Below are 25644 nucleotides of genomic sequence, written 5' to 3'. Positions count from 1 at the left end.
AATCACAGCATCATGAAAAAAATAATACGTGTTACACTGGTCGTCTTGTTTGGGGTGGCCGCTTTTGCCGTGCAACAGGGAGTAAACTCCACGGGTGAGCGCCAGGAATGGATCCCGATCTTTAATGGAGAAAACCTGGACGGCTGGACGCCAAAATTTGCAGGGCATGAACTCGGGGTAAATTACAAGAATACCTTCCGGGTCGAGGACGGGCTGCTGAAGGCCTCCTACGAAAATTATGATCAGTTTGACGGGGCGTTCGGCCACCTGTATTACAAGACGCCCTATTCACATTATAAAATCAGGGCGGAATACCGGTTTGTGGGAGAGCAGGTTCCGGGAGCCCCCGACTGGGCCTGGCGCAACAGTGGACTCAAGCTGCACAGCCAGCCCCCGGAAACGATGGGAAAAGACCAGATGTCACCGGTATCCGTGGAGGTACAGCTGCTGGGTGGAAACGGCACGGATGAGCGTCCCACGGCGAATATGTGCTCTATGGGAACCCATATTGAGATGGATGGGGAATTGGTTACCCAGCACTGCGTGAATTCCAGCTCCGAAACGTTTCATGGCGACCAGTGGGTTACCGTGGAGGCAGAAGTGCGGGGTAGTGAACTTTTCCGACATTTTGTGAATGGCAGGAAGGTGCTGGAATACACCAACCTTCAGTATGATTCGGAAGATGCCAACGCACAAAAGCTGATCAAAGAGGGACAGCAAAATTTACTGATCGATCACGGATACATATCGCTGCAGGCCGAAAGCCACCCTGTTCATTTTAGATCCGTGGAGATTTTACCGTTGGAGAAGTAGAAATTTTTAAAATGTATGCGAGCCCGTTTCAACGAACGGCGCGCATGTTGAATTTGTCCCTGTTATGACCGACTGGAACGAGCTGATCTTTGATGACGAGGTGGACTTCTCGGCGAAGCTGGAGAACGTGTTCACGTACCAGTATAGAGAGAACAAGGTTTACCGGCGGTTTTGTGATGCGCTCTCCTATTCGTTTGATCCGGATACCGAACCGCCTCTGCTGCCGATCCGGGCGTTCAAGGATGCGGTGGTGACCTGCAAGCCCGATAAAAAACCGGATCTCGTTTTTCAAAGCAGTGGCACCTCCGGCATGGATCGAAGCCGGCACCTGGTGGCTGATGAAACGTTGTACCGGCAATCGCTGCTTCGTGGTTTCCGCCAGTTTTATGAGCTGGATCGATCGGTAATATGGGCGTATACGCCCGGCTATTCCGACAATCCGGTTTCTTCACTCATCTGGATGCTGCATGAGCTGATTGAGCAGGAGCAATCCGGACTGAGCCGCTTTCTCCCCTTGGGTGAACCGCTGGATCGGGCCGATATAAGCCAGGTCGAAAAGACGGGCAAGCAGCTTATACTCTTTGGAGCTGCTTTTGGATTGTTGGACCTGCTGGATATGGGGGCACCTCAACTTCCGGGCAACAGTATCGTCATAGAAACGGGTGGAATGAAAACGCACCGCCGGGAGATCGGCAAAGAGGAACTGCACAGACGGCTGGCGGCCGGTTTCGGGCTGGATCAAAGTCGGGTCCATTCGGAGTACGGCATGTGCGAGCTGCTCAGCCAGGCCTACACCACCGGTGGTCAGTGGTTTAAGACGGTGCCCTGGATGAAGGTGTCAATCCGAAATCCCGACGACCCGCGGTCAGAGATGCCGCCATTCCAGGAGGGGCTGATCGGTGTCATCGATTTGGCCAATGTGCACTCCTGCTCCTTTTTGTTGACCGGGGACAAGGGAATTCGTCACAAGGATGGCCGGTTTAAAATTCACGGCCGATGGAATCCAAAAGACCTGCGCGGGTGTAATTTTTTGATCGATGAGGATTAGAAGATAAACGTAAAGCACACATATTTTAATCCAGGTACTTGAATCGTCATAACCCTTAACCCGGATTATTCACCAGGAAATTCGGTTGTGAACGAGGTGAAGGAAAAAAGACGGCGGAAAGGCACGGTTGTACCTTGAGTACGTCATTTTTCCTCCAACGAAGTGCACGGCCCAATTTCGCAGCCGTTGCAGCTATCTTCTATAAATTTGGGGCATAAACAATTTTCGATATGCAGAGTAATAACAATGACTTACCCATCCATTGTCAGCATTTCGTGAATAATCCGGTTAAAGAAACCATCCGGGGACACTTGTTATTCCCGTTTTGGATTATTTGATTGAGAGCTTTGCAACCCCCCCAATTCCTTGTTTATAGGGAGTTGTACTCCCGTTTAACGGACAATAAGGTCGGTGGTACAATCACCTCCAACAACATAGCAGGTTCTGCAAACGTCCCTAATAATCAGATTTTTTTGTTGAAGGAATAAAACTAAAAATTATCAGTATGCATTTGGAAAAACGGATATCGGCTCTTCTGGAAGCCACTCAAAACTGGCTGAACAAGGATAACGAGTATCTCAGTACCGCGTATGACCAGACGGTTCGGGAGGGTTTTTTTAGTTTTGAAGATGTGAAATACGCCCTCCTGGCAATCAGGGAAGCAGTCAGTGAGACAGCCGTCCGAGATTGGGTCCAACGGGCCGGACTCTCCGATACAAGCAGCGCAGAAGGGCAGAATGTGCTCTGCCTGCATGCCGGAAATATTCCGTTGGTCGGGTTTCAGGACGCTTTTGCCGCGATTCTCAGCGGAGCAACCTATTACGGTAAAATATCGCGAAAAGATCCCTACCTGCTACCTACTTTTTTGAATGAGGTGAAAAAGACCGGGGTTTTTTCAGATATCGATATCCAGTGGGTCCACAGCCTGAAGCACCTGGAAGGCTTGCAGACGGATAAAATCCTGTTCGCGGGTTCCGAAGACTCGGTGCCCGGCGTCAAACAGAGGATTGAGGAACTCCACCTGGCCAGCAGCAAAACCCGGTACCTGGTTCGCACGGCCCACTTTTCGATAGCTTGCCTGGCAAACCCGCAGGATTTACGGATGGAGGAGCTTGTGGAAGCAGTGTTTCGATACGGAGGCAAAGGATGCCGTTCGGTTGCGATCGTTGTGGCTCCTGTTGGACTCGATGAGGTGAAAAGTGAACTGACCGATCATGTCCGCGACTTCTGGTCAAAAAATCCACAACAGGAGTCGCCGGGTCCCCGCCTGAAGTACCGTTATGCCTACAACAGGGCGATAACACGAACCCAGGTGTGGCTGAATGATTTCCTGCTGCAGGAAGGAGGATTGGAGATGGACCAGGATTTTATCTGTTACTGGGTGCAGGGAGATGAGCAGAAGGCTGCTGAATTGGCAGCCGGGGCCGGCGATCGGCTGCAGAGCGTGTATGTGACGGACTCTGAAACCAGGATTCCCGGTTTCGAAGAGCGAACGGAGCTGCTGTCTGTGGCCCAGGCTCCCCCGCTCGACTGGAAACCCGACGGTACGGACACGCTGGAGTGGTTAACAGAAAGGTAACGTGTTGTCCCGCCTGTACTTCCCTTCGACTTGCTGAGGAATAAATTTCTTGATGAGAAATTTGCGCTGGTTCCGGTAAGTCCGTGAAAAAACTCCTGTAAAAAGCCTGCTTGAAGCATATTCAGATTGTATTAACAGTAAAACAGCCCTAATCGGGATATTCTCCCCGTAACATACGCAGAAATGCATTTCGGATCTCGGGACTTGCATCCCGGTAGGTTTTGAATTCGACATGCTGTTTGGCCCGGGTGGTGTCGGCTACAATACCCCACAGTGGCGTTACTGAAGTAGGAAGCATGGCATAGCGCCCGTCGCCGATCACCTGTGGACGGTCCGGGTGCGCCACGAGGAGTCCTTCCGAGAGCGTGCTGAATCGTTTAATATCGTTGTAGAGCGTTGTTCCCTTGTAATGGGCATAGGTTTGCTGCCAGGGAATAAGCTGGGTCGACCGCCCCCGGAATACCTGGGGTTTGGAAAAGGGAATGATCCGCACCCCGTCGGCATATATGCGGTTGCCGCTCACATAGCGGGTGCTCCACAACAGCTGATTGGCAATGGTTGGCTTTACGACAAGTCGCTCGACAAAGTGGTTGCGCTGACTGGCCAGTGCCCGGGCCGTCAGCCGGGCCTGTTGCTGCTGGGTTATCGCAAAAAGCAGGTAAACCGTGATCCAGATAAAAGAGATTCGGGCAACTCCCTTTTGCTTCCGGTACAGGGCAAGTCCGACGGTAAGGATTAAACCGAGAGAGAAAAGCGGGTCAAATACGGAGACAAGATTCCAGGCAAAGCGCTCGTCGGTCAGTGGCCACAGCAGCTGAACACCGTAGCTGGTGAAAACGTCAGCAATGCCGGCCGTTGCAGTACCCAGCAGGGTGAAGCTATATGTTTCTTTAAAGCTCAGTTTCTTTTTGACCAGCCACCAGCAGGCGACAGCGGCGAGCAGGGCACCGACCGGAATAAAGAGGAGGGCGTGGGTAAATTGACGGTGGAACTCCAGGGTGAGCAGCGGATCCGAAGAGGTGCCGATCAATATATCGAGGTCCGGCAGCATGGCACCGGTGGCTCCAGCCAGTGCAGCAAGTCGCAGCTTCTCCTTGTCAGCAAAAGACTGGGAGGCAGAAGCCCCGATAAGGCCGTGAGTAACGGGATCCATTTGGCAGAACGTTTGTTATATGATCGTTATTGAGATGCCTTTATTCCGGCAGTTCACAAAAGATAAACGCATGAAGATAAAGATATTGGATGCTGAGTCCCCAGAAATCGGCAAGTTTTACCCCCTATGATTCCTTGATTAACCCAGACCGATATGCTTCCAGCAGTTGCTTAAGATCCTCAATCTTTCGCTGGATCTCGCGACCGTTGTCGGTATCGCGTACACGGATACGTTCCGTATTTTGTTCCAGTATTCTTGTATTGGAGTGGATGTCGATCTCTTCTTCAATGGCTTTCTGGCGCGACTCAAACGGCTCGTGGGCGGCCAGTATCAAACCGTACGAATTAAAGATGAGGGTATAGCCGGCGATGCCCGTCTTTTCCTGGTAGGCCTTGGCAAATCCCCCGTCGATAACCAGCAGTTTTCCGCCTCCCTTTACCGGGCTTTCACCCCGGGTGACTTTTACCGGAACGTGACCGTTTATGATATGGCCGTTTTCCGTATCTGCGCCAAACTCTTCCAGGATCTTTACGGCTACCTCTTCGTCGCCCCTGTAGTCGTAGTAGGGATTCATCTGCTCTTTGTGGGTAGAGGGATCTTCAATAAAATAGCGTTCAAATGTAGCCATCTTGTCTTTCCCGAAAAGCGGAGACTGGGATCCGCTCCACAGGTACCACATCGTGTCCATGCCGTACTGTTTTTTTTCAGGATTGTCTTTGGCAAAGTATCCCTGGCGGGCCAGCCGGTCCAGTCGATCCATAAAGCTGCTGGGGCTGTGCGCCACCCCGTCAAACGTAAAGTGGCGCAGGCGGCCGTTTTGTGTCATCGGGATACAGCCGTGATACAGGAGGTTGCCGTTATACGCAAGATACATGCTGCCTTTGGAGAACAGGAACCGTACATGCTCCTGCAATCGCTCGCTGTTCTGGAACGAGAGGCGGATTTTATCCATTACCGACTTCTCCTGGGCCGAAAGTGCATATGGATTTTCAGGATCAACTGTGGGAAAATGGGTATCAAGCAGCGGGTAGGATTGATCACCGACCCGGACAGTGCCCTGCTGGAAATCGATCTTGTCGAGCAGCAGCCGATCCTGCATCTGGTATTGAGGCCGCCGCTGTATAATCTGTCCCTCCAGTTTGAGCTGTATCATGGTAATCGCCTTCTGCATCTGGGCCATCAGCAGCTGCTCGTTTTCCGTGAACTCCTCATCAGCATCTTTGGGACGGAACTGCTCGCATGGGTCGTCACCATACACATCCACGGCAAGTGAAATCAGCGGGAGCATGCTGATGCCATAGCCATTTTCCAGGGTTTCCATATTGGAATATCGGAGGGAGACACGAATTACATTCGCAATACAGGCTTCGCTACCGGCCGCCGCGCCCATCCACACGATGTCGTGGTTGCCCCATTGAAAATCGACGGCGTGATGTTCCATCAATTTATCCATGATGATATGCGCCCCGGGACCGCGATCGTAGACATCCCCGATGACATGCAGCCGGGCTATGGTGAGCTGCTGAATCAGGCGGGCCAGGGCGACGATAAAGGCACCTGCCCGGTCGGTCTCAATGATCGATTCAATGATACTGGTGTAATACTGTTCCCGGTTTTTAATGCTCTCCTGTTCGTGCAGCAGCTCCTCAATAATGTAGCTGAAATCTTTCGGCAGGGCCTTGCGAACTTTGTTACGCGTATATTTCGAGGAGTACACCCGGCAAAGCTTTATAAGCTGAAACAGGGTCTTCCGATACCACTGCTTCGGATTTGAGATCTTTTTTAAAATAATGGCCATCTTTTCCTCGGGATAGTAGATGAGGGTGGCCAGGTTTTGTTTCTCCTGTTCATTTAGCGAATATTCGAATATTTCGTCGATCCTTCGTTTAATCGACCCCGACCCGTTGCGAAGTACATGTAAAAATGATTCGTACTCTCCGTGGATGTCAGAAATGAAGTGCTCGGTCCCTTTTGGTAGTTCCAGGATTGCACTGAGATTTATAATCTCAGTTGATGCCGCCTCGATAGAAGGATATTGCCTGGAAAGCAATTTGAGGTAGCGCATTTGACTTTCGGATGCCTGCATGAAATACTCCCGGTGGCTGTTTTTATAAATTGATGCGCAGCGCGGCCGCGTGAAATCCCGTTGTCTTTGTACTGTCAAATCTGATGATTGAGCGTACGGCTGCACTGTTGAATGTACCCCGACATTGAGATGAATTCAATCGATAAAACGGATCTCCCGCTAAGACAGGGGGACAGACCATTAATTCAGACTCCCGCAGCTGCTGCCGTGCCCGATCCCTAAACCGGACCAACATTATGTTGAAGGGACCTTTCTTCTGGTTTCTGCAATAACGATGAACCCGAGCCCGAGGAACGAAAAGGCGATCATGCTAACCGGGAACCAGTCGCCCCAGCGGGCGTAAATTGTTTGTTTTACGAGAATGGGAACAGCGTAGCGAAAGGCGGTTTTTTCCCAGTAGTCGGTCTTAATCTCGATATTTCCGTGGGGATTGATGATACCGGAGATCCCGTTGTTGGCACTGCGGACCACCCACCGCCGGAACTCGATCGCCCGCAGCCGGGCAAAGGCAAAGTGTTGATGGTGCCCGCTGGTATTGCCCCACCACCCGTCGTTGGTGATAATGCTGATAAAGCCGGAACCCTGCTCTACATATTGGCGAACCCAGTTGGGGAAGACCGAATCGTAGCAGACCAGTGCCGGTGTTGCGGTGCCATTGACCTGGAACTGCTGGGCGGTGGTCCCTTTCCCATAGCCCTGAACATCAGCCCAGTTCACCATCCCAAAAATGTCAAGCTGATGGAGCGAGTGGACAAAGGGAACGCGTTCTACGATGGGGACCAGGTTGTATTTCCGGTACACCTCGTATGGCTGATCGGGGTAAAACGCCAATGCCGCATTATAATAAAGGTAATGGGAGTCGCCCGACGTTCGCGCCAGCGGGGGGATGCTGTCCGGCGGAAAGTAGTCGAAGTAGGTGGACCCGGTTATCAGGGTGCTGTTCCACTGTTGGGCAGTATTGCGAAGCTGGTTCTTGATTTCAAGAGCGGTTGACCCCTCCACTTCCCGGGATGTCAATGAGGTGCGCACTGCATTTTCCGGCCAGAGGAGGAGATCTGTGGAGTCGGTCCGGAGTGAATCCGAAAGTTCCAGCAACACTTGCTGGGTTTGAAAAATGTTCTCATAGCCCCCATAGGTTTGGTAGGTGTCAAAGTTGGGCTGCACTACTACCGCTTCAATTTTTTGATCAGAAGAAAAATTGGCTGAATGGTACTGTATTAATGAAAGGGCGGGGAACAGGAAAGCGGCGGTCGCCGCCCCGATAGTGAGCCGGTTGTCATTCGTCCTGATCGCCTGCCACGCCAGGCTTGCCGTAACCAGTATCCAGAAGGAGATACTCCAGTAGCCGGTCAGCGAAATGTACTGGACCAGTCCCGGAACGTTGGACCAGGCGTTGCCGAGGGTCAGCCAGGGCCACGCCAGGTCCCAGTTGTGATGCAGGAACTCGTAGCTGATCCAGGCGGCGGCGTGCAGGGGAGCAGTCAGCCAGGGCGATGCAAGCTTTGCCTGGAACTGCCGCTGGATTACGAAGGGGATCGTCATGACCGCCGAATTGGCCAGTATGGCCGCTATTCCACCGGCCAGGGTCGCCATCATCAGCCAGTAGGTAGTGATCAGGTTCCATATTACGAACGAGATGTAGCTCCAGAAGGCGGCTCCGCGGTTGCTTTCACATAGCTCTGCCAGCCGGAACAGCAGGATCCAGGCCGGAAAGACCAGGAACGGAAAGGGCAGGGGAGGAAAACTGAGTCCCAGCAGCAATCCGGCCAGGATACTTAATCCCCATTTACTGGACCATATATTGGTGGTGATTTTGGTCAGACTACTCATCATATCCCTTTGGTGCCAGGACAATAACAAATTCTCCCTTCAGTTCTGAACGACTGCCAAATTCCCCCAGCAGATCTTTCAGACGCCCCCTGACCACTTCCTCAAACTTTTTGGTCAGTTCGCGGCAGACGGCTGCCCACTGGTTCTCGTCAAAATACTCAACCAGTTCTTCCAGCAGCTTAACTACCCGGTAGGGGCTTTCATAAAATACAATGGTGCGATCTTCGTCCACCAGCTGCTTCAACTGTTTTTGGCGCCCCTTTTTGTGGGGAAGGAACCCCTCATACACGTAGCGGTCGCAGGGCAGGCCGCTGGCCACCAGGGCCGTAGTGGCGGCATCGGGACCAGGAATGACGGAGACGGTATGGCCCTGCTGGTGAGCGGCGCGTACTGCCAAAAAACCGGGATCGGAAATGCCGGGCATTCCTGCATCGGATATCAGCGCTACGGGTTGGTTGGCATCCAAAAGCTGAATAAGATGCTCCACTTTTTGATGCTCATTGTGCTGATGGAATGAAAAAGTGGGTGTATCTATGCCGTAGCGATTCAATAGTACCCCCGAGTTCCGGGTATCTTCACAGGCGATATAGGAAACCGAATTCAGTACCTCGGCCGCACGGGGAGAAAAATCATCCAGATTTCCGATCGGGGTTGCAACGATATAAAGTGTAGACACGGTGGCTCACAGTTGAGGTTCAAGATCTGGATGAAGATAAGAGCTAAAAACGTTATTATCAGGGCTAATGAAGAAAGAGTGAATGACGGACAAATGATTTTGATACGAACAATGTATCCATTTCCTTTGGAAGTAAGAGAGCTTTGCAAAACCAGGGTTTGGTTCAGGGTCAAAGCATAAGCGAATTCGAATCCGCAGTTTATATCTCATAAATGAGGATTTCGAATCCGCGAAAATACAGAGATTGGACAAGACAACGGTTTTGCAAAGATTTCAGTAATTACAGGCAGCCCCGGAGTTCGATGAGGGGTTTACAATACATTCAACATATTAATTTCGATCACAAATAGAAGAATATGGCAAAATTTAATCCTTCAGGACTGAATCACATAACAATCAGGGTGAATGACATTGAGAGAGCTGAAGAATTCTACGGTGAGATTCTTGGCTTTGAGCTGGTTCGAAAAATGGGTAAAAGCATGGCGGTCTACCAGGTGGGTGAAGAAGATACCCTTGTACTGGTGGAAGCTGAAACCAGCTATGATCCCAATTCCCGTGATTACCGCGTGGACCATTTTGGATTTTATGTCGATTCCCCAGAAGAGGTGGATGAAATGGCAGAATATTTCAAAGAACAGGAAGTCAGTATTTTGAGCGGACCCGCGAACCGGAAAAGGGGACGATTTGTCTTTATCTCTGATCCTGATGGCAACATGATTGAAGTTTTTTACGAAGAGGATGAAGACTGAAGCCAGGCAAACAGCCGGACTGGGTAGCCTGGAGACAGGCTCCCGGCGGTTCACTTTTCTGGCCCCGAGCCCGGGAAACATCCGGTATCCCCACAACAGGTTGATGTTTGCCGGCAAGTACGATACTGCGAAACTTTGGCAGTAAAACGGGGTTCAAAACCGGGTGGCATGTTATTTGCATAAAAAGATAGCAGTGCATGAAGCGATTTATTGAATTTTTTAAAAATGACAAGGATATGAGCGACACGAATGAAAAGGTGAAAAAGGACCAGGAAACCCAGGATGAGCCGGAAGAGCTGGATACTGCAGAAGGCAAACAGTCTGCCGACAAAGAAGAAAGTAAATACGCCGATTGGCAAAGGGAAGAGCTGATCGAGAAGCTGGAAGAACAGGACCTGCTTATCGAAGAGCTCCAGAAGGAGATGGAAACAGCCAAAGAAAATCATCTCCGGAAAGCCGCTGAACTGGAAAATGTACGAAAACGGTTCAAACGCGAGCGAACCCAGCTTTTCGAGACAGCCCGCGCCAAGGCCCTTGAAGATTTCCTGCCGATCAATGACGACTTGCACCGGACCCTGAAAGCGTTTGAAGAATCGGAAGTAAATGAGAACTTTATGGATGGAGTGGAGCTGGTTGCCAGTAAGTTCGAAGAGGTATTACATAAATACGATGTGGAGCGAATTGATGAAGAGATGGTCCCGTTCGATGTAGATCTGCACGATGCGATGATGCGCCAAAAACCGGAAGATGACAGCATCGACAGTGATATGGTTTTGAAGGTTGTTGAAAACGGGTACCGCATGGGCGACCGCACCATCCGACATGCAAAAGTAATTGTAAGCGAATAACGGAAGGACATAACTTAGTATGCCCCGCGATTATTACGAAATTCTTGGAGTGACAAAAGATGCCAGCCAGGACGAAATAAAAAAAGCCTATCGAAAGCTGGCCATGAAATATCATCCGGACCGAAACACGGATGATCCCAAAGCAGAAGAAAAATTTAAGGAGGCCTCTGAAGCGTACGAGGTGCTCCGCGACGAGCAGCAGCGTGCCAAATACGACAAATTCGGCCACCAGGGCGTAAACGGTGGCGCAGGATTTGGCGGCCGTGGCCAGTACCAGGATGTTGGATTTGATGATATCTTCAGCCGGTTCAGCGAAATTTTCGGATCTGATTTCTTCGGCGGAGAGTTCAGCGGCGGCGGTCGTGGTCGCTCGCGGGGGCGCCGTTCGTCGGGCCAGCCGGGCTCCGACATGAAGCTCCGTGTTAAGCTCAGCCTGGAGGATATCGCCTTTGGTACCGAAAAAAAATTGAAGGTAAAAAAGCAGGTCAAGTGTGATGAGTGCAACGGAACCGGCGCTGAGACCGAGCACGACTTTGAAACCTGCAGCACCTGCGACGGCATGGGGGAAGTGCGGCAGGTACACCGCACGATGCTCGGACAGATGGTTAACGTGCAGCGATGCCCCGACTGTAACGGGGAGGGACGAATAGTCAAGAACAAATGCTCCAAATGCCACGGCGAAGGTCGCTACAAGGGAAAAGAGACCGTCAAGATTCGCATTCCCGCCGGAGTTTCGGAGGGTAACTACATCACGATGCGCGGCCAGGGGAACGCCGGTATCCGCGGAGGTGAAGCAGGCGACCTGATTGTATTAATTGAGGAGGAAGAGCACGAGGATTTCGAGCGCGACGGCAACGATATTTACTATGACCTGGTCTTGAGCGTCCCCGACGCCATCCTGGGCACCGAGGTGGAAGTGCCAACCCTGAAAGGCAGGGCAAAAATCAAGATTGAGCCCGGTACGCAACCCGGCAAGTTGTTGCGGATGAAGGACAAGGGAATTCAGAAGCTGAACAGTTCGCAGACCGGAGACCAGTTTATCCGGGTCAATGTTTATATCCCGGGCAGTCTTACCAAGGAGGAGCGCGAGCATGTGGAAGCGCTCAGGGGACAAGATCATTTTGCCGCCACCAACAAGGAGGATGACGGCAAAGGCTTTTTCTCAAAAATAAAAGATGTATTTACCTAGCCTGTATTACCGGGCAATCAGATGATTAACCTGGTTCGTGATTCCACCTCATTTCCGGGGTAAATAGCTGGTTCAGGATTATATCCAGGATGTGATTGCTGTTTCTGATTCCCCCGCAATACCGGGGCTCTGTTGCCAGCGTGATCCCTTCCAGGCGTTCCTGCAGAAAGATGAATAAGCGGCTGTTGGGATCGATCAGGCTTTTGATCTCCTCATCCCCGTAGAGCTCGACCTTTTCACGCTGATAGGGAGCGACTTTGTTTTTGATGAAGTAGTCGAGGTCGATGTCGAGGAAAAACCGCTCGTTGTCCCGGCTCACAATCTCTGACTGAAATCTGCTGGGATCCCTGAATTCCAGGATCTGATGGGCATTATCCAGCTGATCAGGCCAGACATCCTGCTGTTCCATCCCGTAATTTTTAAGCAGTATGATGTCCCCCACCAGGTTCAGCCATGCCGCCGAAAGAATTTGCCCGTCGTTGTGGGGATCAAGCCCGTTGGTGGTAAACTCCACGACTGTTTGCAGATTCTGTTGGTGAAGGTCGTTTAACATCCGTTTTTCAGCTTCCGAAGGAGGAGCGAGGTCGCGGTGCCAGTCAATGGTCACGAGCGTGGGTGGCGGGGTATTCCAGCCGTTTTGGAGCTTCCTGGTCCACTTCAGCCAGTAAAAAAAGGAATAACGGTGATCGTTGAAAATCGCCAGTTCAATCTGCCGTCCTGAATCTTCACACGGGAGAATGATATCCTCAGCATATGTCCCGGGGGGAGCGGGGTCCGATATTTTGGGATCTTTATGCATAGGCTGGGCCAATCATAACATTTCTCAATCACTCATTCTTTCAAGTATCAAGTCACTCAATCACCAAATCAGAAACCTTCCACACGTCATCCTCGGTTTGATGGACTGATGCAGTGAAATGCGCTTTGACGGTATCACCAGACCGGGTTTGGTATTCGGCATAACTTTCTACCCGGTAGGTCTGTTTTTTGCCGGTTCGACGGATGCTGACAGCCGAATTCCAGGGAAATTCTACCGGTCCGGTGTCCTTGAGTTGTTCCCGAACTTTGTCCTGAACGGCCAGGTATGCGCCCATCCAGTCATCCTCGTTGCGGAACTCTTTGGCCTGTGACTCCACCTCTTGTTTTTGGGAAACGGTGGAGTCCGTTTGAGTGGTTTGCGAAGAGGGGTTAAATGAAAAGTCACTGCTGTTGATATACTGCATCGCCCACAGGGCCAGCAAGCCCAGTCCGAGGCTGATTACAATTTTTTTAACAGGGTATTGTCTCATGATTTTATCGCTTTTTCATGGTGACTCCCATGCCGGCGCCATGCATCAGCAAGAACATGGTTTCGAGCACGGGATTTTGTGTAATTGCTTCAATATAATCGGGGTCTGGACTGGGATACCGCATGTTGTGGGCGATAACCAGTCTGCCGGGCAACACCGGAAAAGAGACAGCAACAAGCATAAAAAAGGTCGTCAAAAAAATCATTGAATATTTCATGCTATTCTCCCCGGTTTTAACACATGGACGTTGCACAAGACATAACGAACAAGGTATACATTCAAATTTATATTTATTGGTTGCGGCCTATTATTATTCAATTTCCAGTCACTCATTCACTCATTCACTAAATCATTCATTTTCGCCTGTCTTTAATATAGATCGCTTTCGACTGCCCTTCGCCCACGGGACGCTCCTCCATCTCAAAAAGCCTGGTGGCCTGTACCAGTTCACCCAGTTTTTGATACCCGTAATTCCGGGGATCGAAATCGGGTGACTGCTTGGCAATATAGCTGCCCACCGGCCCCAGGTGCGCCCAGTTTGTTTCGTCGGACGAGGCCTCTACGGCATTGCGGAGCAGGTTAACCAGCTTGGTATCCTGCTTCAGCTCGTTGGTGGAGCGGCGCTTCATCTGGGGCTTGTCGTCCTCTTCGTCGCGCAGTACCTCGGTATACACAAATTTGTCGCAGGCCGCTACAAAAGGTTCGGGCGTTTTTTGTTCGCCGAATCCATATACCACCAGGCCGGATTCACGAAGCCGGGCCGCCAGCTTGGTGAAATCACTGTCACTGGAAACCAGGCAGAACCCGTCAAACTTGTCTGAGTAGAGCAGGTCCATCGCATCGATGATCATGGCACTGTCGGTGGCATTTTTCCCCTTCGTATAGCCAAACTGCTGGATCGGCTGTATTGAGTGCTGAAGCAGCACCTCTTTCCAGCTGCTGAGTCGCGGGGAGGTCCAGTCGCCGTAGATCCGTTTTACGTTGGCCGTTCCAAATTTGGCCACTTCTGCAAGCAATCCCTCAACGATCGAGGGCTGGGCATTGTCAGCATCGATGAGTACCGCCAGTTTATCTGTGGTTTCAGATTCCATATCCCGATATCCTGATGTTTTGTAATGATTGATTACTGCAATATAAGGAAAAGCAACCGACTGAATTACATGAGGCGATATAGCTGTTTCTGTTGCTTTTACATTCAAGGTCGTTAAAAAATGAGAGGCATGCAGACTCCCGGGACTTCTTCAAAAAATCGTGGCAGCTCAACGTCCGGGAAAGTCCCCAGTCACTCAAATGACCGTCCACAGCCGCGGTAGGTTTTGTCATCAACCGTTAACAGGGTGGTAGAAGGAAACTCCTTGCCCGAAGGGGCGATACACTCTTGAGCCGTTATCCTGATCGAGATATGGTGATCCGCCACATTCATCTGGTATACCGTCTCCGTGCTATCCGGGTTGTAATCGGGTTCCGTGGTGGGTGCGGAGAATGAATATTCGCCATAGTCAAGGACAAAGGTAGTGGTGTCTGGAAATAGTTCAAGGTGCCACCCCGGCTCAAACCCGGAAGCCCGAAACGCAGCTCCCCGGAATTTGGCATCCTGCCAGACCGCTTCCTCCGGGTCCAGGTCGCAGTAGCCGTAGCTTTTGTCGTCGATCTCGATGATCGCATCATCGCCTTTCGACCAGTACATATAATCCCCGCCTTCAGACATAAACCGTGCTCCCGAAGCCGACCTGCGCCGGGGGAGATGCACCGTGGTGTCCGGGAGTATCAGCCAGGCATCCCTGGTATCCACTTTCACCACCAGGTCCCACTCCACGAGGCAGTCATAAACCAGGGTTTTGCCGGTGGGCTGCGGAGCTGACGGCGTAACTTCGCCGGGCGGCTGATCTTTTTCAGTACTGCCGGTGCAGCCCGTAAATGAGAGAGAAAACAGGAGCAGGAGGGATAGCAAAAGTCGAGATCGCATAAAATGGTTTTGGATTAACATGTTGCCAGGATTAGGGATTGGCATCTTCATGACCCCAGAGGGAGATTCCTATCCACGACATTCTCACATTTTTTTGGAATAACGGCAAAGCTGGAAAATAAGCTTGTGCCCGGAAAAGCTAAAATGTATTCCTTCCTGTGGCCAGAGAAAATAAAATAACTGGCTGCCTGCAACCTTGCGTATCCCAAAGCCGTAGAGCAGGTATGTTTAATTTGAAAGGGAAGCTCATATCAAAACCCCAACTTTATAATCGACCAAAAGATATCTGATATGAAAAAATGGCTTAAAATTACAATAGGGATCATAGTCATCGGCGCAGTGGGAATGGCTGTCTTTGCGATGGTACAAAACGATAACACCGACCAGGAAGAAGTAAAAACGGTGGAGGTAAACCGCAGCAAGCTGCAGGATATCGCCATTGCAGTGGGAGCCATAGAACCACGAGTAGAGGTGGACGTAAAATCCAAAATATCGGGAGTGGTGGAGAAGCTGTATGCCGAGGCGGGAGAATACATTGAAGCCGGCGAACCGCTGATGGAGATCAAACCGACGCCGACCCCGCAGGAGCTGGTGGACGCCCGCCGGGAGCTGGAACGCATGCAGTTGTCGTTCAACAACGCGGAAACCGAATTTGAGCGGATCTCCAAATTAAAGGAGAAAGGATTGATTGCGGATCGGCTGTATGAGGAAACAGACCAGTCGTACCAGCAGGCCCGGGTAAACCTGCAGGCCGCCCGGGAACGGCTGGACCTGATTGAAAAGGGAAGCATTACGACCTATGGACAGGAGATTAAGTCTGTCGTTACAGCCCCGATTTCCGGCTACATACTGGAGAAAGCCATTGAAATCGGTGATCCTGTGGTGCCGCTTACCTCATACCAGGAAGGGACCGTATTGATGACCATGGCGGATATGGACGACCTTTTGTTCCGGGGAACGGTGGATGAAATAGATGTAGGAAAGCTGCAGGAGGGCATGCAGGCAGATATCAAAATCGGGGCGCTGCCGGATGCCGAGGTACGGGGAGTTCTTTCAAAGATTTCGCTTAAATCCCGTGATGAGGACAACACTATCGTTTTTCCTATTGAAATAATGCTCACCGACCTGGGGGGAAATGTGCTCCGGGCCGGATATTCCGCGAATGCCGAAATTATGGTGGAGGAGCGAGATAACGTACTCACGATCCCGGAACGGCTGATCACCTTTCGGGGAGATACCGCACATGTAAACGTGCTGCTGGCCGACGGTTCCCGGGAAGATCGGGTCATCGAGATGGGACTCAGCGATGCGATCAACGTGGAAGTGAAAGAGGGGCTTGCCGAGGGCGAAAAAGTGATTGAAAAAGAAGCGAAAGAGATTGAGTAACCGGAGATCAACGATGTCGATATGGGCCTTTTTACAGCAGTTTTGGGTGGACCTGAAAGCCCAGAAGTTACGGTCAACGCTGACTATACTCGGAATTACGTGGGGTACCGTTTCCGTGGTGGTGCTGCTTGCGTTCGGGATGGGACTGGAAAAACAGAATCGAAAAAACATGCACGGTATGGGGCAGGGCATCGTAATACTTTTTCCCAACCAGACGACCAAGCCATACAAGGGGTACCCCGACGGGCGAAGAATTCGGTTCACCCCGCGTGATGCCGAAATCCTGGAAGCCCAAATCCCCCATATTACCAGTATCAGCCCGGAGTTCAGGCGCTATGGCACACCGGTTCGCTATAAAAACAATCGAACGCTTCCCAATATTATCGGGGCAAATGAGAAGTACGGGGAGATGCGTAACATTATTCCGGACGACGGAGGACGCTATATTAACCGGCGGGATGTGGAGCTGCGACGCAGGGTGGCCGTAATCGGCGACAAGCTGAAGACGTTGCTGATGGGAGATGCACCCGCTATCGGGGAGACAATATATATTGCCCAGTCTCCCTTTACCATTGTGGGCGTCATGAAGCCCAAAGTGCAGAACTCATCCTATGGCAGTCGCGATGAAGACTGCATCTTCATACCAAATACGACCTACCAGTCGCTCTTTGGGGATGTGTACCTGAACAACCTGATCTTCCGGTACGACGACCCGGAGGCTTCTGAGTTTGTGACCGCCAGCGTATATAATACTCTCAGCACTATTCACACCTTCGACCCCACCGACCAGGATGCCGTATTTATCTGGGATACTAATGAGATGGATAAATTTTTGAACTATTTCTTTATCGGATTTAACCTGTTTATGGGAATCATCGGGGCTTTTACCCTGACCGTCGGGGGGATCGGCGTGGCTAATATCATGTTTGTGGTAGTCAAGGAAAAAACCGGGGAGATCGGCATTAAGCGGGCTATCGGGGCCACGCAAAGGACTATACTGGGCCAGTTTTTCCTGGAGAGTTTCGCTATCGTCATGATCGGCGCCCTGCTGGGATTCCTTATTTCGGTCGGGATGGTCGAACTGGCAGGCCTGCTCCCGATAGAGCAGGAGGTGGGTCAGCCGGAAATCTCTTTTGCGGTGGTTGCGGTTACCGTTGTTCTCCTTTCGGTGATCGCCCTGCTGGCAGGATATTTCCCCGCGCGAAAAGCTGCAAAACTGGAACCAGCCGAATGTCTGCGGCAGATCGCCTGAACCTGATAAAAAGGATAACGATATGTGGAAAGTATTATTCCAGGAATTTATTAATGACTTGCGCATACAGAAACTCCGGTCATTTTTGACGATGTTCTCCATTGCGTGGGGAACAATTGCGGTGGTGTTGCTGCTGGCGTTCGGGGAGGGGGTCAAAAACGTAATGTCGGCCGGTTTTACCAACGCGTATGACAATATTCTGATGGTCTATGGCGGCACCACCAGCAAGGAGTACGAGGGGCTGCCCAAGGGGCGGTCCATACGATACAAGCTGGAAGATGTGGAGATGCTGGAGCGGGCAATACCGGCGATCGAAAAAATAAGTCCTTCGTACGGCAAATGGGGCACGAGCCTGCAGACCGACCTGATGAAGCGCACCACGTATATGGAGGGGGTGTATCCCTCATTTGTAGAATTGCGGTCGATGTATCCGGCGGAGAAAGGACGATTTTTAAACGACCTGGATGAAAAATACCGGCGGCGGGTGGTGTTCCTCGGAAATGACATTGCCGCCCAGCTCTTCGGGGATGAATCGCCTGTGGGCAAGCAGGTAAAACTGGACGGTATGCCGTTTACGGTGATCGGCGTTATGATCCCGAAAATACAGAACAGCATGAACAACGGGCCCGATGCCGACCGCGCCATTATACCGGCTTCCACCTTCAAAGCTGTTTACGGCAGCCAAAATATCAACCACATGCTGATACGCCCGCGTTCAACCCAGGAGGTAGAGCAGGTAAAGCAGGAGGTTACCCGCCTGCTGGCCAATCGCTACAAGTTTGACCCGGCCGACCCCAATGCCATATCCATTTGGGATACCATAGAAACAGCGGCGAATATCCGGATGGTGATGCTGGGCATACAGATTTTTCTGGGCGTAGTCGGTTTATTCACGCTCTGCATTGCGGGGGTGGGTATCGCCAACATCATGTATGTAGTTGTAAAAGAACGAACCCGTGAAATCGGTATTAAACTGGCGGTGGGGGCCCGCCGGCTTCATGTCCAGATTCAATTTATGTTTGAAGCACTTGCAATTTCGCTGGCAGGGGGTGGCATCGGCCTGGCTTTTTCGACAGCTGTTATTGCGGCTGTACGCAGCATTCCCGCCGATGACGGGGCTATGCAGTTTCTCACGCAGCCTGAGCTCTCAACCGCCATAGCACTGCTTTGTGCTGCTGTACTGGTGGCAGTCGGTGTTGCCGCGGGCTTTTTCCCCGCCCGAAAAGCCGCTTCGCTTGACCCCGTTGAGTCATTGCGGTACGAGTGATTTGACGGCTTCTCAAGGTGCTATTTTTGGAGCGAATCCGGGATGGTGAGCACTTCCTGGGTGTTGACTTCATCGGCACCGCGCACTTTGGACCCCGCAGCAATATAAATGTTACCGTCGTAAACCACCGCCTGGGTCCCGTGCCGACCGGTATTCAGTGAGGGAAGAGCGGTCCACTCGCGGGTCTCGGTATTATAGGCTTCTACTTCTGCGTGGGCCTGCTGTTGTGCTCCGCTTTCACCGCCAATAACAATGAGATTGGCTCCCACCGAGATGGCAGTAGTACCGGCCCGTTCGGTCGGAAGGTCACCGGAAGGGGGGAGCGGAGACCAGGTGCCGGTCGCAAAATCATAAACATCCACTTCCGGGATGGTGAGCTGGAACGTCTCACCGGTGGCCTGGGAGGTTCGTCGCCCGCCGGCGGCGTAGAGCTTTCCATCAATAATGGAAACCTGGAAATGATCGCGATAGCGGGGAGCATCAGCCAGCCTGGTCCACTCTCCGGTTTCCGGATCAAACGAATCGAACCAGCGCACATGCCCGTCAATGTGGCCGTTCTGGATGCCGCCTACAAGATAGATTTTCCCATTATGGGCGATCGCTCCCGCAGCCCCCCGCCGTCGATCTTTGGGAATAGCGGGCCCCCTGGTCCACTGGTCCGCTTCAGGATCATAAATATAGACGTTGGGTACGGGGTCTTCATCCGGGTAGCCGCCCGTCAGTGCGCCCATGACGTAGATCTTGCCCTCGTAACTGACCGCCTGGAAGTGGTGCATCGGCAGTGGAGGAGTGGCGCCGGTTGACCAGCTGTCGGTGCCGGGGTCATAGATATCCACGGGGCGTTCTCCCCGTCCCCCCAGCAGGTAGAGCTTGTTGTCGACCGCTGCGTAGGCATTTTCGTGCCGGTGGTGAGGTTCTGTGTCGGAAGAGAGCGTGTGCCACCCGGCTTGCGTTTGTGCGTTAGTCATTGATACCGAGCCAAAGAGCATAAAAAGCAAGATGGCTGTCGAAATTGGGGAAATCAGGTTGAATGCTGGAGTCTTCATGCGTGGACTGTTTTTTCAAAGTTGTGAGCCGGAAAATTGACGGGTTTTGGACAGTTATGCAAGCGCAAGACCATAATTTTATCCCCGGTTTTTGTTTCCCGAGAGATCGATAAAACGTATTCCCTAACTTGTGTGTTAGGTATGTTACATATTCTGATCAACAAAGACGGGAGGTTGTGATGCCATTAAGCAGATTAACAAAATATCTGGATGAGAACGATAAAAAGTATGTCGTAATAAAGCACTCGAAGGCGTTTACGGCCCAGGAGGTCGCGGCCTCGGCCCATATACCGGGTAAAGAGATGGCCAAAACCGTAATGCTGAAGGTGGATGGGGATCTCAAAATGCTGGTGCTACCTTCCACCCACCAGGTGGACTTTGAGCTGGTCAAGCAAGAGCTGCAGGCGGATGAGGTGGAGCTGGCTTCTGAACAGGAATTCAACGGGTTATTCCCGGATTGCGAACTGGGTGCCATGCCCCCTTTTGGCAATCTCTACGATATGGAAACCATAGTAGCTGAATCCCTGACCGAAGATGAGGAAATTGCGTTTAACGCCGGCACACACAGGGAACTTATCCGGATTTCCTTTGATGACTACAAAGAGCTGGTAGCTCCTGAAATAATTCACGTTTCAGTCAAAAAACAGGCTTGACAGCGACCGGTATTTCTGTTTCCGGTGCGTGTGAGTACGGATCATCCCTCACTGGCGCTTACGCTGTTTTCGGGCCGTGCTGTTATCAATTTACCTGGATTATTTAAATTTGGCGGGCTTGCCTCGTCTCAGGGCGGTGAAACGAAAAAATATTCTCGCGCGGGAGGGACTTCCGTTCCAACTGTGTTGTATGACATGGAACGGCAAATACGCGGGACGCATCCCTTGCGCAATATTATAAGGTACAGAACCAAGCAAGAGTCTGGATAAGGTTTCAAGACAAAGCAGTTCTTGTCTTCTCAAAAATAATTTCTAACATTTGGGTAGCCTTTACAGGTGGTCCTGGCTCATTTGTTGCGATAGTATATTTTCATAGACGGAATTTATCAGAGCAAAATAACTCAGACAAAAGGGGTAAATCAGAATGCAGCATTCTTTATTCAAGTTTTACGGGAACGTATTGTGTGCCACAATAATTATTTGCGCAGTATCTGCTCCGGGTATGGATCTTTTTGCCCAGCAGCGGGTAATTACCAAAGATATTGAGCCGCTCGACGCCCCGTTCCCGATGGCGGAGCTGCAGCGACCGGGATTCCCAGACACTACGTTCAATATTCAGGATTACGGAGCTGTGCCGTTGGAGAAGGATTCTTCCTTTAAAAATACCGGGGCGATTCATCGGGCTATTGAGGCGGCGCACGACATCGGCGGGGGAACGATTGTTATCCCCAAAGGAGGATGGTTGACGGGACCCATTCACTTGATGAGCAATATCAATCTTTATATTGCCGATGGGGCTACCGTGTATTTCAGTACGGATAAAGAGGATTACCTGCCGGTGGTCCCGCAGCGCTATGAAGGAGTTGAAGCGTATAACTACTCTCCGCTGATTTATGCCCGGAATGTAAAAAATGTTGCAGTCATCGGCCGGGGCACGCTGGATGCACAGGGAGCTCACTGGTGGAGCTGGTTTGAAGAGCACGGGGCTCCCCCTCGGGGTATCGCCACGAAAGTGCCGTTGTCGCGCCGTGATTTTGGAAAGGGAGCAGGAAATGAGGGTATGCGTCCCAACTTTATGGTATTCTGGAAATCGGAAGATATCCTGGTGGAAGGGATCACCCTCAATGACAGCCCGATGTGGAATGTACATCTGGTCTACAGCAAGCGGGCGATTATACGGAATATTACCGTCAACAGCCTGGATGCCCCCAATGGAGACGGGGTGGTGCTGGATTCCTCGAGGGATATTCTCGTCGAATACAACCATTTTGAAACCGGCGATGATGCGGTTGTCCTTAAATCAGGGTTTAACGAAGAGGGGTTGCAGATCGATATACCGACAAAAAATGTGGTGGTGCGTAATTTTGAGGCTCGCGATGTCCGCACCGGCAGCGGGGGTATTGTCTTTGGCAGCGAAACTTCGGGTGGTATCAACAATGTATATGTTCACAATGCGTACTTTGAGGGAGCCGACCGCGGAATCCGGTTCAAAACCGAGCGCGGCCGGGGCAACGTCATTGAGGATATTTTTATCCGCAACATCCGGATGCGGGATATCGAAAACCAGGCCATCAATTTCAACACGTTTTATACCGGTCCCGAGGCCACTGGTCCCGCCCCGCTGATTCGCAATATCGAGATACGGGATGTGCAAATTGACAGCGTGCCAACGGCGATATCACTGATTGGCCTGCCGGAAAAGTGGCTTGAGAATATCACCCTGCAAAATATTCAGGTAAGTAATGCGGGTGAGGGCGCAAGAATTGAACGAGTCAAGAACCTGACTCTTCATAATGTTGATATTCAGTCAGAAGAGCGGGCAATGATTGTGAATGACGTGTATGAGATGTATTTCGAAAATGTGGCTCTCAGCGACAGCATGATGGATAATACCGCTCCGATACTGCTCCAGGGCTCCTATACCGGGAGTATTTTTATGCCGAACTTTCCCGCCAGTCAAATTGAATTCGGCGAGGACGTTTCACCCAACATTATAAAAAGGGAGCCTCAGCAACAAGTCTGGTAATATTACCTGCAGAATACGGTCACGATTTTTTACCCTGGGAATCTGCCGGGCTTCACAAGGTTTTGTTCCCTCGGTGAGTGGTTGCTGCCCGATGTTGTGCCGTATTTACAATCCTGATTGACAAAAGATTGAAAAAAATGAACAAATGGTTCTGTAACCGGGTAATAATAATATTAGGAGAGGGGAAGGACCTAGTTAACGGTACTTCCTTTCTTGGCTTCGATATCCTGTTTTCGTTCGCAGGTCTCCGGATCTTCGCAAGCCCCAAAAAAGTGAAGTGAATGCCCTTCAATGTTAAAATTGTGGATCTTCTCCATCATACTCTTGATTTCCTGGATGCGCGGGTCGCAAAACTCCATAACGGTACCACACTCTTTACAGATAATATGATCGTGCTGCTGGTAGGCGTAGGCGCGTTCGTAAAAATACTGGTTTTTCCCAAATTGCTGGCGCTGAACAAGTCCGCACTCCACGAGAAGGTCAAGTGTATTGTAGACGGTGGCACGTGAAACGCGGCTGCCTGAATCTTTCATGTTGAAGAAAATATCATCGGCATCAAAATGGCCGTCGGCGCGGTAGATCTCCTCCAGTACCATAAACCGCTCGGGGGTTTGCCGCTGATTGTGTTCCTTCAGATATGAGCTGAAGATCTCTTTTACGAGGTCAATTGTCTCTTCTTTTGCTGGATGTGCCATAAAAAATTGATCAATTTTTGTTTCAATATAATGAATAACGCCGGGCATTTGAAAAGATTTTGATTAGCAGGGCAGGATGGTGGTCAGCCCAGTCCCAAACGTTACAGTCCAATCGTTTCAATAATTCTACCATTATCACTGCAGAATGTTATATTCATGAATCTTGTAATTGACCAGGGGAATTTAATCTAACATTCAGGTTATTTATGCCTACAGTTGTTGCCTTTGAGACACTGACGGAACTCTTTATAAATCTATCCAAAAAATATGAAGGAAAGCGAAAAACGGCGTTTGGTCGAAAGCCTTCCACGAACGACCGTTACGAAGCGATAACCTGGGAGACGGTCGCGGAGGATGTCCACGCCCTGGCGGCGTATCTCACGGAGCACGGTATCGAAGCGGGAGACCGCGTGGCGATTCTCAGTGAAAACCGGTATGAGTGGGCGGTGGTGGACCTGGCAATTCAGCTGGTGGGGGGCGTCAATGTTTCCCTGTATACTTCGCTGCCACCGGACCAGTGCAAGTATATCCTGCAAAATTCGGAAGCGGAGCTTTTTTTCGTCTCCACGGGAATTCAGCTAAAAAAGGCGATTGAAATTTTTGAAGACTGTGAGCATGTACGCCAGGTAATCGCTTTTGATGCCCCTCGTGTTCAGCGCCAGCTGGAAGAACCCTACGTGGTGCTTTACGAAGATGTGATGAGCGAAGGCTTCAAGCTGTATCCGAAACATGAGGAAGAGATCCATGACCGGAGCAAGCGTATTGAGCCGGAAGACCTGGCAACGCTGATCTATACCTCCGGAACTACGGGCAAGCCGAAAGGGGCGATGCTGACCCATCGAAACATCGTGAGCAATGTGAAAGCGGCGCATCAGCATATTCATATTGATGAGAACGACCGCGCCCTCTCATTCCTGCCGCTCTGCCATTCATTTGAGCGCACAGCCGGGTATTATGCGCTGCTTGCGGGAGGCGGGGAGATTTATTACGCCGAAAGTGTGGATACCGTTGCCAGGAACTTGACTGAAGTGCATCCCACAATTGTGATGAGCGTGCCCCGGCTGTTTGAAAAGATCTATAACCTGGTTGCCAAAAGCGTGGAGGAGGGCAGCGCTGTAAAGAAAAAGATATTTGACTGGGCATTTGATGTAGGCCAACGATACGCCGATGGTGAGCGGGGACTGGTGGCCATGCAAAAAACGGTGGCCGACAAGCTGGTATTTGACAAGCTCAAGGAGCGTACGGGGGGCAATATCCGCTTTTTTGTATCCGGGGGAGCCGCACTGCCGGCAGAGATCGGTCATTTCTTTATGGCGGCGGGGCTCAACATCCTGGAGGGATATGGACTCACGGAAACCTCACCGATTATGGCAGCCAATTCGTATGGCAATGAGCGTATGGGCACGGTGGGACAGATTTTAAACGGCATAACAGTGGCTATACAGCGGCTGGAGGATAACAAAATAATTGCCGAGATCAGTGGTGAGGACTATCCCACCAAGCTGACCAGCGAGCCGGGAGAAATTTTGTGCAAGGGTCCCAACGTGATGAAGGGGTACTGGAAAAATGAAGAGGCCACGCGCGAGATGATCGACGAGGAAGGGTGGCTGCATACCGGCGATGTGGGACGATTTGTGGAGGGCAACCTGCAGATCACCGATCGCATCAAGCATATGATCGTAAACGCAGGAGGCAAGAATATCTACCCCGGACCGATTGAAGATATGTTCAAAACCAGCAAGTGGGTTGATCAGCTGGTGGTTGTGGGGGAACGCCAACCCTTCATGGCCGCGTTGATAGTACCTGATTTTGAAACCCTGGAAAAACATGCGGAAGAACGTGGGCTCAAGTACGATTCGATGGAGGATCTGATCCAAAAGGATGAGATTCAGTCGATCTACAAGAAAGAGATCCGAAACTATTCAAAACAGTTGGCATCCCACGAAAAGATCCGCGATTTTAGGCTGGTCGCAAATGAGTTTTCAGTAGAAAGCGGCGAGCTGACTCCAACACTCAAAGTGAAGCGCCGGGTTATTGAAGATAAGTACGGCCACCTGATTGATGATATTTTCGATAGTGCCGCTGTCTAGTAA

General features: G+C 51.1%; 24 protein-coding genes. 13 read left to right on the top strand and 11 right to left on the bottom strand.

Features of this window, described 5'->3' with window-relative positions; genetic code table 11:
- Positions 1–12: 12 nt before the first annotated feature.
- The 3 genes from ACG2E4_RS02075 to ACG2E4_RS02065 all read left to right on the top strand — a co-directional run bounded on the left by ACG2E4_RS02075 (position 13) and on the right by ACG2E4_RS02065 (position 3440).
- The gene (locus ACG2E4_RS02075; RefSeq protein ID WP_395259261.1) at positions 13–813 is read left to right on the top strand and encodes a DUF1080 domain-containing protein; all 801 of its coding nucleotides are present in this window, start codon (positions 13–15) and stop codon (positions 811–813) included.
- 64 nt (positions 814–877) lie between these two features.
- Positions 878–1861 (top strand): hypothetical protein, encoded by a 984-nt coding sequence (locus ACG2E4_RS02070; RefSeq protein WP_395259260.1) that lies wholly within the window; start codon positions 878–880, stop codon positions 1859–1861.
- A 505-nt stretch (positions 1862–2366) separates the two neighbouring features.
- On the top strand, positions 2367–3440 hold the full coding sequence (locus ACG2E4_RS02065; RefSeq protein WP_395275566.1) for a hypothetical protein: 1074 nt from the start codon (positions 2367–2369) through the stop codon (positions 3438–3440).
- Between the two features lie 148 nt (positions 3441–3588).
- Here ACG2E4_RS02065 and ACG2E4_RS02060 read toward each other — a convergent pair whose 3' ends face one another.
- From ACG2E4_RS02060 to rsmI, 4 genes are all read right to left on the bottom strand, one after another.
- The gene (locus tag ACG2E4_RS02060; protein WP_395275565.1) at positions 3589–4593 is read right to left on the bottom strand and encodes a metal-dependent hydrolase; all 1005 of its coding nucleotides are present in this window, start codon (positions 4591–4593) and stop codon (positions 3589–3591) included.
- Positions 4594–4717: 124 nt separating this feature from the next.
- Positions 4718–6679, bottom strand: a complete 1962-nt coding sequence (locus ACG2E4_RS02055) for a fructose-1,6-bisphosphatase (protein ID WP_395259397.1) — start codon at positions 6677–6679, stop codon at positions 4718–4720.
- A 234-nt stretch (positions 6680–6913) separates the two neighbouring features.
- The gene (gene lnt / locus ACG2E4_RS02050) at positions 6914–8512 is read right to left on the bottom strand and encodes an apolipoprotein N-acyltransferase (RefSeq protein ID WP_395259257.1); all 1599 of its coding nucleotides are present in this window, start codon (positions 8510–8512) and stop codon (positions 6914–6916) included.
- A complete protein-coding gene (rsmI, locus tag ACG2E4_RS02045) occupies positions 8502–9185 on the bottom strand; it encodes a 16S rRNA (cytidine(1402)-2'-O)-methyltransferase (RefSeq protein ID WP_395275564.1) in 684 nt (227 codons plus the stop codon). Before rsmI ends, lnt begins: the two co-directional genes overlap by 11 nt.
- A gap of 356 nt (positions 9186–9541) precedes the next feature.
- Between rsmI and ACG2E4_RS02040 the strand changes: the two genes are divergently transcribed.
- Genes ACG2E4_RS02040 through dnaJ form a run of 4 tightly spaced genes read left to right on the top strand, consistent with a single transcriptional unit; the run spans position 9542 to position 11971 of the window.
- On the top strand, positions 9542–9934 hold the full coding sequence (locus ACG2E4_RS02040; RefSeq protein ID WP_395259255.1) for a VOC family protein: 393 nt from the start codon (positions 9542–9544) through the stop codon (positions 9932–9934).
- Entirely contained in the window at positions 9924–10079 is a 156-nt protein-coding gene (locus ACG2E4_RS02035; protein WP_395259254.1) for a hypothetical protein, read from the top strand. The genes ACG2E4_RS02040 and ACG2E4_RS02035 overlap by 11 nt, the downstream gene beginning before the upstream one ends.
- 52 nt (positions 10080–10131) lie before the next feature.
- On the top strand, positions 10132–10782 hold the full coding sequence (locus ACG2E4_RS02030) for a nucleotide exchange factor GrpE (protein WP_395259253.1): 651 nt from the start codon (positions 10132–10134) through the stop codon (positions 10780–10782).
- A gap of 19 nt (positions 10783–10801) precedes the next feature.
- A complete protein-coding gene (gene dnaJ / locus ACG2E4_RS02025; RefSeq protein ID WP_395259252.1) occupies positions 10802–11971 on the top strand; it encodes a molecular chaperone DnaJ in 1170 nt (389 codons plus the stop codon).
- A 25-nt stretch (positions 11972–11996) separates the two neighbouring features.
- On the opposite strand, the gene ACG2E4_RS02020 is transcribed toward dnaJ, so the two are convergent.
- The 5 genes from ACG2E4_RS02020 to ACG2E4_RS02000 all read right to left on the bottom strand — a co-directional run bounded on the left by ACG2E4_RS02020 (position 11997) and on the right by ACG2E4_RS02000 (position 15226).
- Positions 11997–12770, bottom strand: a complete 774-nt coding sequence (locus ACG2E4_RS02020; RefSeq protein WP_395259251.1) for a hypothetical protein — start codon at positions 12768–12770, stop codon at positions 11997–11999.
- 52 nt (positions 12771–12822) lie between these two features.
- The gene (locus ACG2E4_RS02015; protein ID WP_395259250.1) at positions 12823–13260 is read right to left on the bottom strand and encodes a hypothetical protein; all 438 of its coding nucleotides are present in this window, start codon (positions 13258–13260) and stop codon (positions 12823–12825) included.
- A 4-nt stretch (positions 13261–13264) separates the two neighbouring features.
- Entirely contained in the window at positions 13265–13477 is a 213-nt protein-coding gene (locus ACG2E4_RS02010) for a hypothetical protein (RefSeq protein WP_395259249.1), read from the bottom strand.
- Between the two features lie 136 nt (positions 13478–13613).
- Positions 13614–14351, bottom strand: a complete 738-nt coding sequence (locus tag ACG2E4_RS02005) for an NYN domain-containing protein (protein ID WP_395259248.1) — start codon at positions 14349–14351, stop codon at positions 13614–13616.
- A 191-nt stretch (positions 14352–14542) separates the two neighbouring features.
- Positions 14543–15226, bottom strand: coding sequence for an MliC family protein (locus tag ACG2E4_RS02000; protein WP_395275563.1), 684 nt, complete (start codon positions 15224–15226; stop codon positions 14543–14545).
- A gap of 291 nt (positions 15227–15517) precedes the next feature.
- Between ACG2E4_RS02000 and ACG2E4_RS01995 the strand changes: the two genes are divergently transcribed.
- Genes ACG2E4_RS01995 through ACG2E4_RS01985 form a run of 3 tightly spaced genes read left to right on the top strand, consistent with a single transcriptional unit; the run spans position 15518 to position 19131 of the window.
- Complete coding sequence (locus tag ACG2E4_RS01995; protein ID WP_395259246.1) at positions 15518–16612, top strand: efflux RND transporter periplasmic adaptor subunit; 1095 nt, start codon at positions 15518–15520, stop codon at positions 16610–16612.
- A gap of 13 nt (positions 16613–16625) precedes the next feature.
- Positions 16626–17864, top strand: coding sequence for an ABC transporter permease (locus ACG2E4_RS01990; protein WP_395275562.1), 1239 nt, complete (start codon positions 16626–16628; stop codon positions 17862–17864).
- 22 nt (positions 17865–17886) lie between these two features.
- Complete coding sequence (locus ACG2E4_RS01985; RefSeq protein WP_395275561.1) at positions 17887–19131, top strand: ABC transporter permease; 1245 nt, start codon at positions 17887–17889, stop codon at positions 19129–19131.
- Between the two features lie 20 nt (positions 19132–19151).
- Here the strand turns inward: ACG2E4_RS01985 and ACG2E4_RS01980 are convergent, their stop codons facing one another.
- Positions 19152–20177, bottom strand: a complete 1026-nt coding sequence (locus ACG2E4_RS01980) for a Kelch repeat-containing protein (protein ID WP_395275560.1) — start codon at positions 20175–20177, stop codon at positions 19152–19154.
- A 179-nt stretch (positions 20178–20356) separates the two neighbouring features.
- On the opposite strand from ACG2E4_RS01980, the gene ACG2E4_RS01975 reads away from it, so the two are divergent.
- Together ACG2E4_RS01975 and ACG2E4_RS01970 are read left to right on the top strand one after the other, a co-directional pair.
- Positions 20357–20830 (top strand): aminoacyl-tRNA deacylase, encoded by a 474-nt coding sequence (locus ACG2E4_RS01975; RefSeq protein ID WP_395259242.1) that lies wholly within the window; start codon positions 20357–20359, stop codon positions 20828–20830.
- A 502-nt stretch (positions 20831–21332) separates the two neighbouring features.
- Complete coding sequence (locus ACG2E4_RS01970) at positions 21333–22856, top strand: glycoside hydrolase family 28 protein (protein ID WP_395259241.1); 1524 nt, start codon at positions 21333–21335, stop codon at positions 22854–22856.
- 191 nt (positions 22857–23047) lie between these two features.
- Here ACG2E4_RS01970 and ACG2E4_RS01965 read toward each other — a convergent pair whose 3' ends face one another.
- The gene (locus ACG2E4_RS01965; RefSeq protein ID WP_395259240.1) at positions 23048–23551 is read right to left on the bottom strand and encodes a Fur family transcriptional regulator; all 504 of its coding nucleotides are present in this window, start codon (positions 23549–23551) and stop codon (positions 23048–23050) included.
- Between the two features lie 206 nt (positions 23552–23757).
- On the opposite strand from ACG2E4_RS01965, the gene ACG2E4_RS01960 reads away from it, so the two are divergent.
- Entirely contained in the window at positions 23758–25641 is a 1884-nt protein-coding gene (locus ACG2E4_RS01960; protein ID WP_395259239.1) for an AMP-dependent synthetase/ligase, read from the top strand.
- Positions 25642–25644 lie beyond the last annotated feature (3 nt).

The organism is Halalkalibaculum sp. DA384, assembly GCF_043951955.1.
Classification (GTDB): Bacteria; Bacteroidota; Rhodothermia; order Balneolales; family Balneolaceae; genus JAMQKA01.
Note: the sequence above shows the minus strand (reverse complement) of the source record. Positions and strands in the feature narration are given on the sequence as shown.

Bases quoted from the DNA above. Each gene is read 5' to 3' on its own strand.
- ACG2E4_RS02075 (WP_395259261.1), top strand. From the start codon at position 13: ATGAAAAAAATAATACGTGTTACACTGGTCGTCTTGTTTGGGGTGGCC.
- ACG2E4_RS02070 (WP_395259260.1), top strand. From the start codon at position 878: ATGACCGACTGGAACGAGCTGATCTTTGATGACGAGGTGGACTTCTCG.
- ACG2E4_RS02065 (WP_395275566.1), top strand. From the start codon at position 2,367: ATGCATTTGGAAAAACGGATATCGGCTCTTCTGGAAGCCACTCAAAAC.
- ACG2E4_RS02060 (WP_395275565.1), bottom strand. From the start codon at position 4,593: ATGGATCCCGTTACTCACGGCCTTATCGGGGCTTCTGCCTCCCAGTCT.
- ACG2E4_RS02055 (WP_395259397.1), bottom strand. From the start codon at position 6,679: ATGCAGGCATCCGAAAGTCAAATGCGCTACCTCAAATTGCTTTCCAGG.
- lnt (WP_395259257.1), bottom strand. From the start codon at position 8,512: ATGATGAGTAGTCTGACCAAAATCACCACCAATATATGGTCCAGTAAA.
- ACG2E4_RS02040 (WP_395259255.1), top strand. From the start codon at position 9,542: ATGGCAAAATTTAATCCTTCAGGACTGAATCACATAACAATCAGGGTG.
- ACG2E4_RS02035 (WP_395259254.1), top strand. From the start codon at position 9,924: ATGAAGACTGAAGCCAGGCAAACAGCCGGACTGGGTAGCCTGGAGACA.
- ACG2E4_RS02030 (WP_395259253.1), top strand. From the start codon at position 10,132: ATGAAGCGATTTATTGAATTTTTTAAAAATGACAAGGATATGAGCGAC.
- dnaJ (WP_395259252.1), top strand. From the start codon at position 10,802: ATGCCCCGCGATTATTACGAAATTCTTGGAGTGACAAAAGATGCCAGC.
- ACG2E4_RS02020 (WP_395259251.1), bottom strand. From the start codon at position 12,770: ATGCATAAAGATCCCAAAATATCGGACCCCGCTCCCCCCGGGACATAT.
- ACG2E4_RS02015 (WP_395259250.1), bottom strand. From the start codon at position 13,260: ATGAGACAATACCCTGTTAAAAAAATTGTAATCAGCCTCGGACTGGGC.
- ACG2E4_RS02010 (WP_395259249.1), bottom strand. From the start codon at position 13,477: ATGAAATATTCAATGATTTTTTTGACGACCTTTTTTATGCTTGTTGCT.
- ACG2E4_RS02005 (WP_395259248.1), bottom strand. From the start codon at position 14,351: ATGGAATCTGAAACCACAGATAAACTGGCGGTACTCATCGATGCTGAC.
- ACG2E4_RS02000 (WP_395275563.1), bottom strand. From the start codon at position 15,226: ATGCGATCTCGACTTTTGCTATCCCTCCTGCTCCTGTTTTCTCTCTCA.
- ACG2E4_RS01995 (WP_395259246.1), top strand. From the start codon at position 15,518: ATGAAAAAATGGCTTAAAATTACAATAGGGATCATAGTCATCGGCGCA.
- ACG2E4_RS01990 (WP_395275562.1), top strand. From the start codon at position 16,626: ATGTCGATATGGGCCTTTTTACAGCAGTTTTGGGTGGACCTGAAAGCC.
- ACG2E4_RS01985 (WP_395275561.1), top strand. From the start codon at position 17,887: ATGTGGAAAGTATTATTCCAGGAATTTATTAATGACTTGCGCATACAG.
- ACG2E4_RS01980 (WP_395275560.1), bottom strand. From the start codon at position 20,177: ATGAAGACTCCAGCATTCAACCTGATTTCCCCAATTTCGACAGCCATC.
- ACG2E4_RS01975 (WP_395259242.1), top strand. From the start codon at position 20,357: ATGCCATTAAGCAGATTAACAAAATATCTGGATGAGAACGATAAAAAG.
- ACG2E4_RS01970 (WP_395259241.1), top strand. From the start codon at position 21,333: ATGGATCTTTTTGCCCAGCAGCGGGTAATTACCAAAGATATTGAGCCG.
- ACG2E4_RS01965 (WP_395259240.1), bottom strand. From the start codon at position 23,551: ATGGCACATCCAGCAAAAGAAGAGACAATTGACCTCGTAAAAGAGATC.
- ACG2E4_RS01960 (WP_395259239.1), top strand. From the start codon at position 23,758: ATGCCTACAGTTGTTGCCTTTGAGACACTGACGGAACTCTTTATAAAT.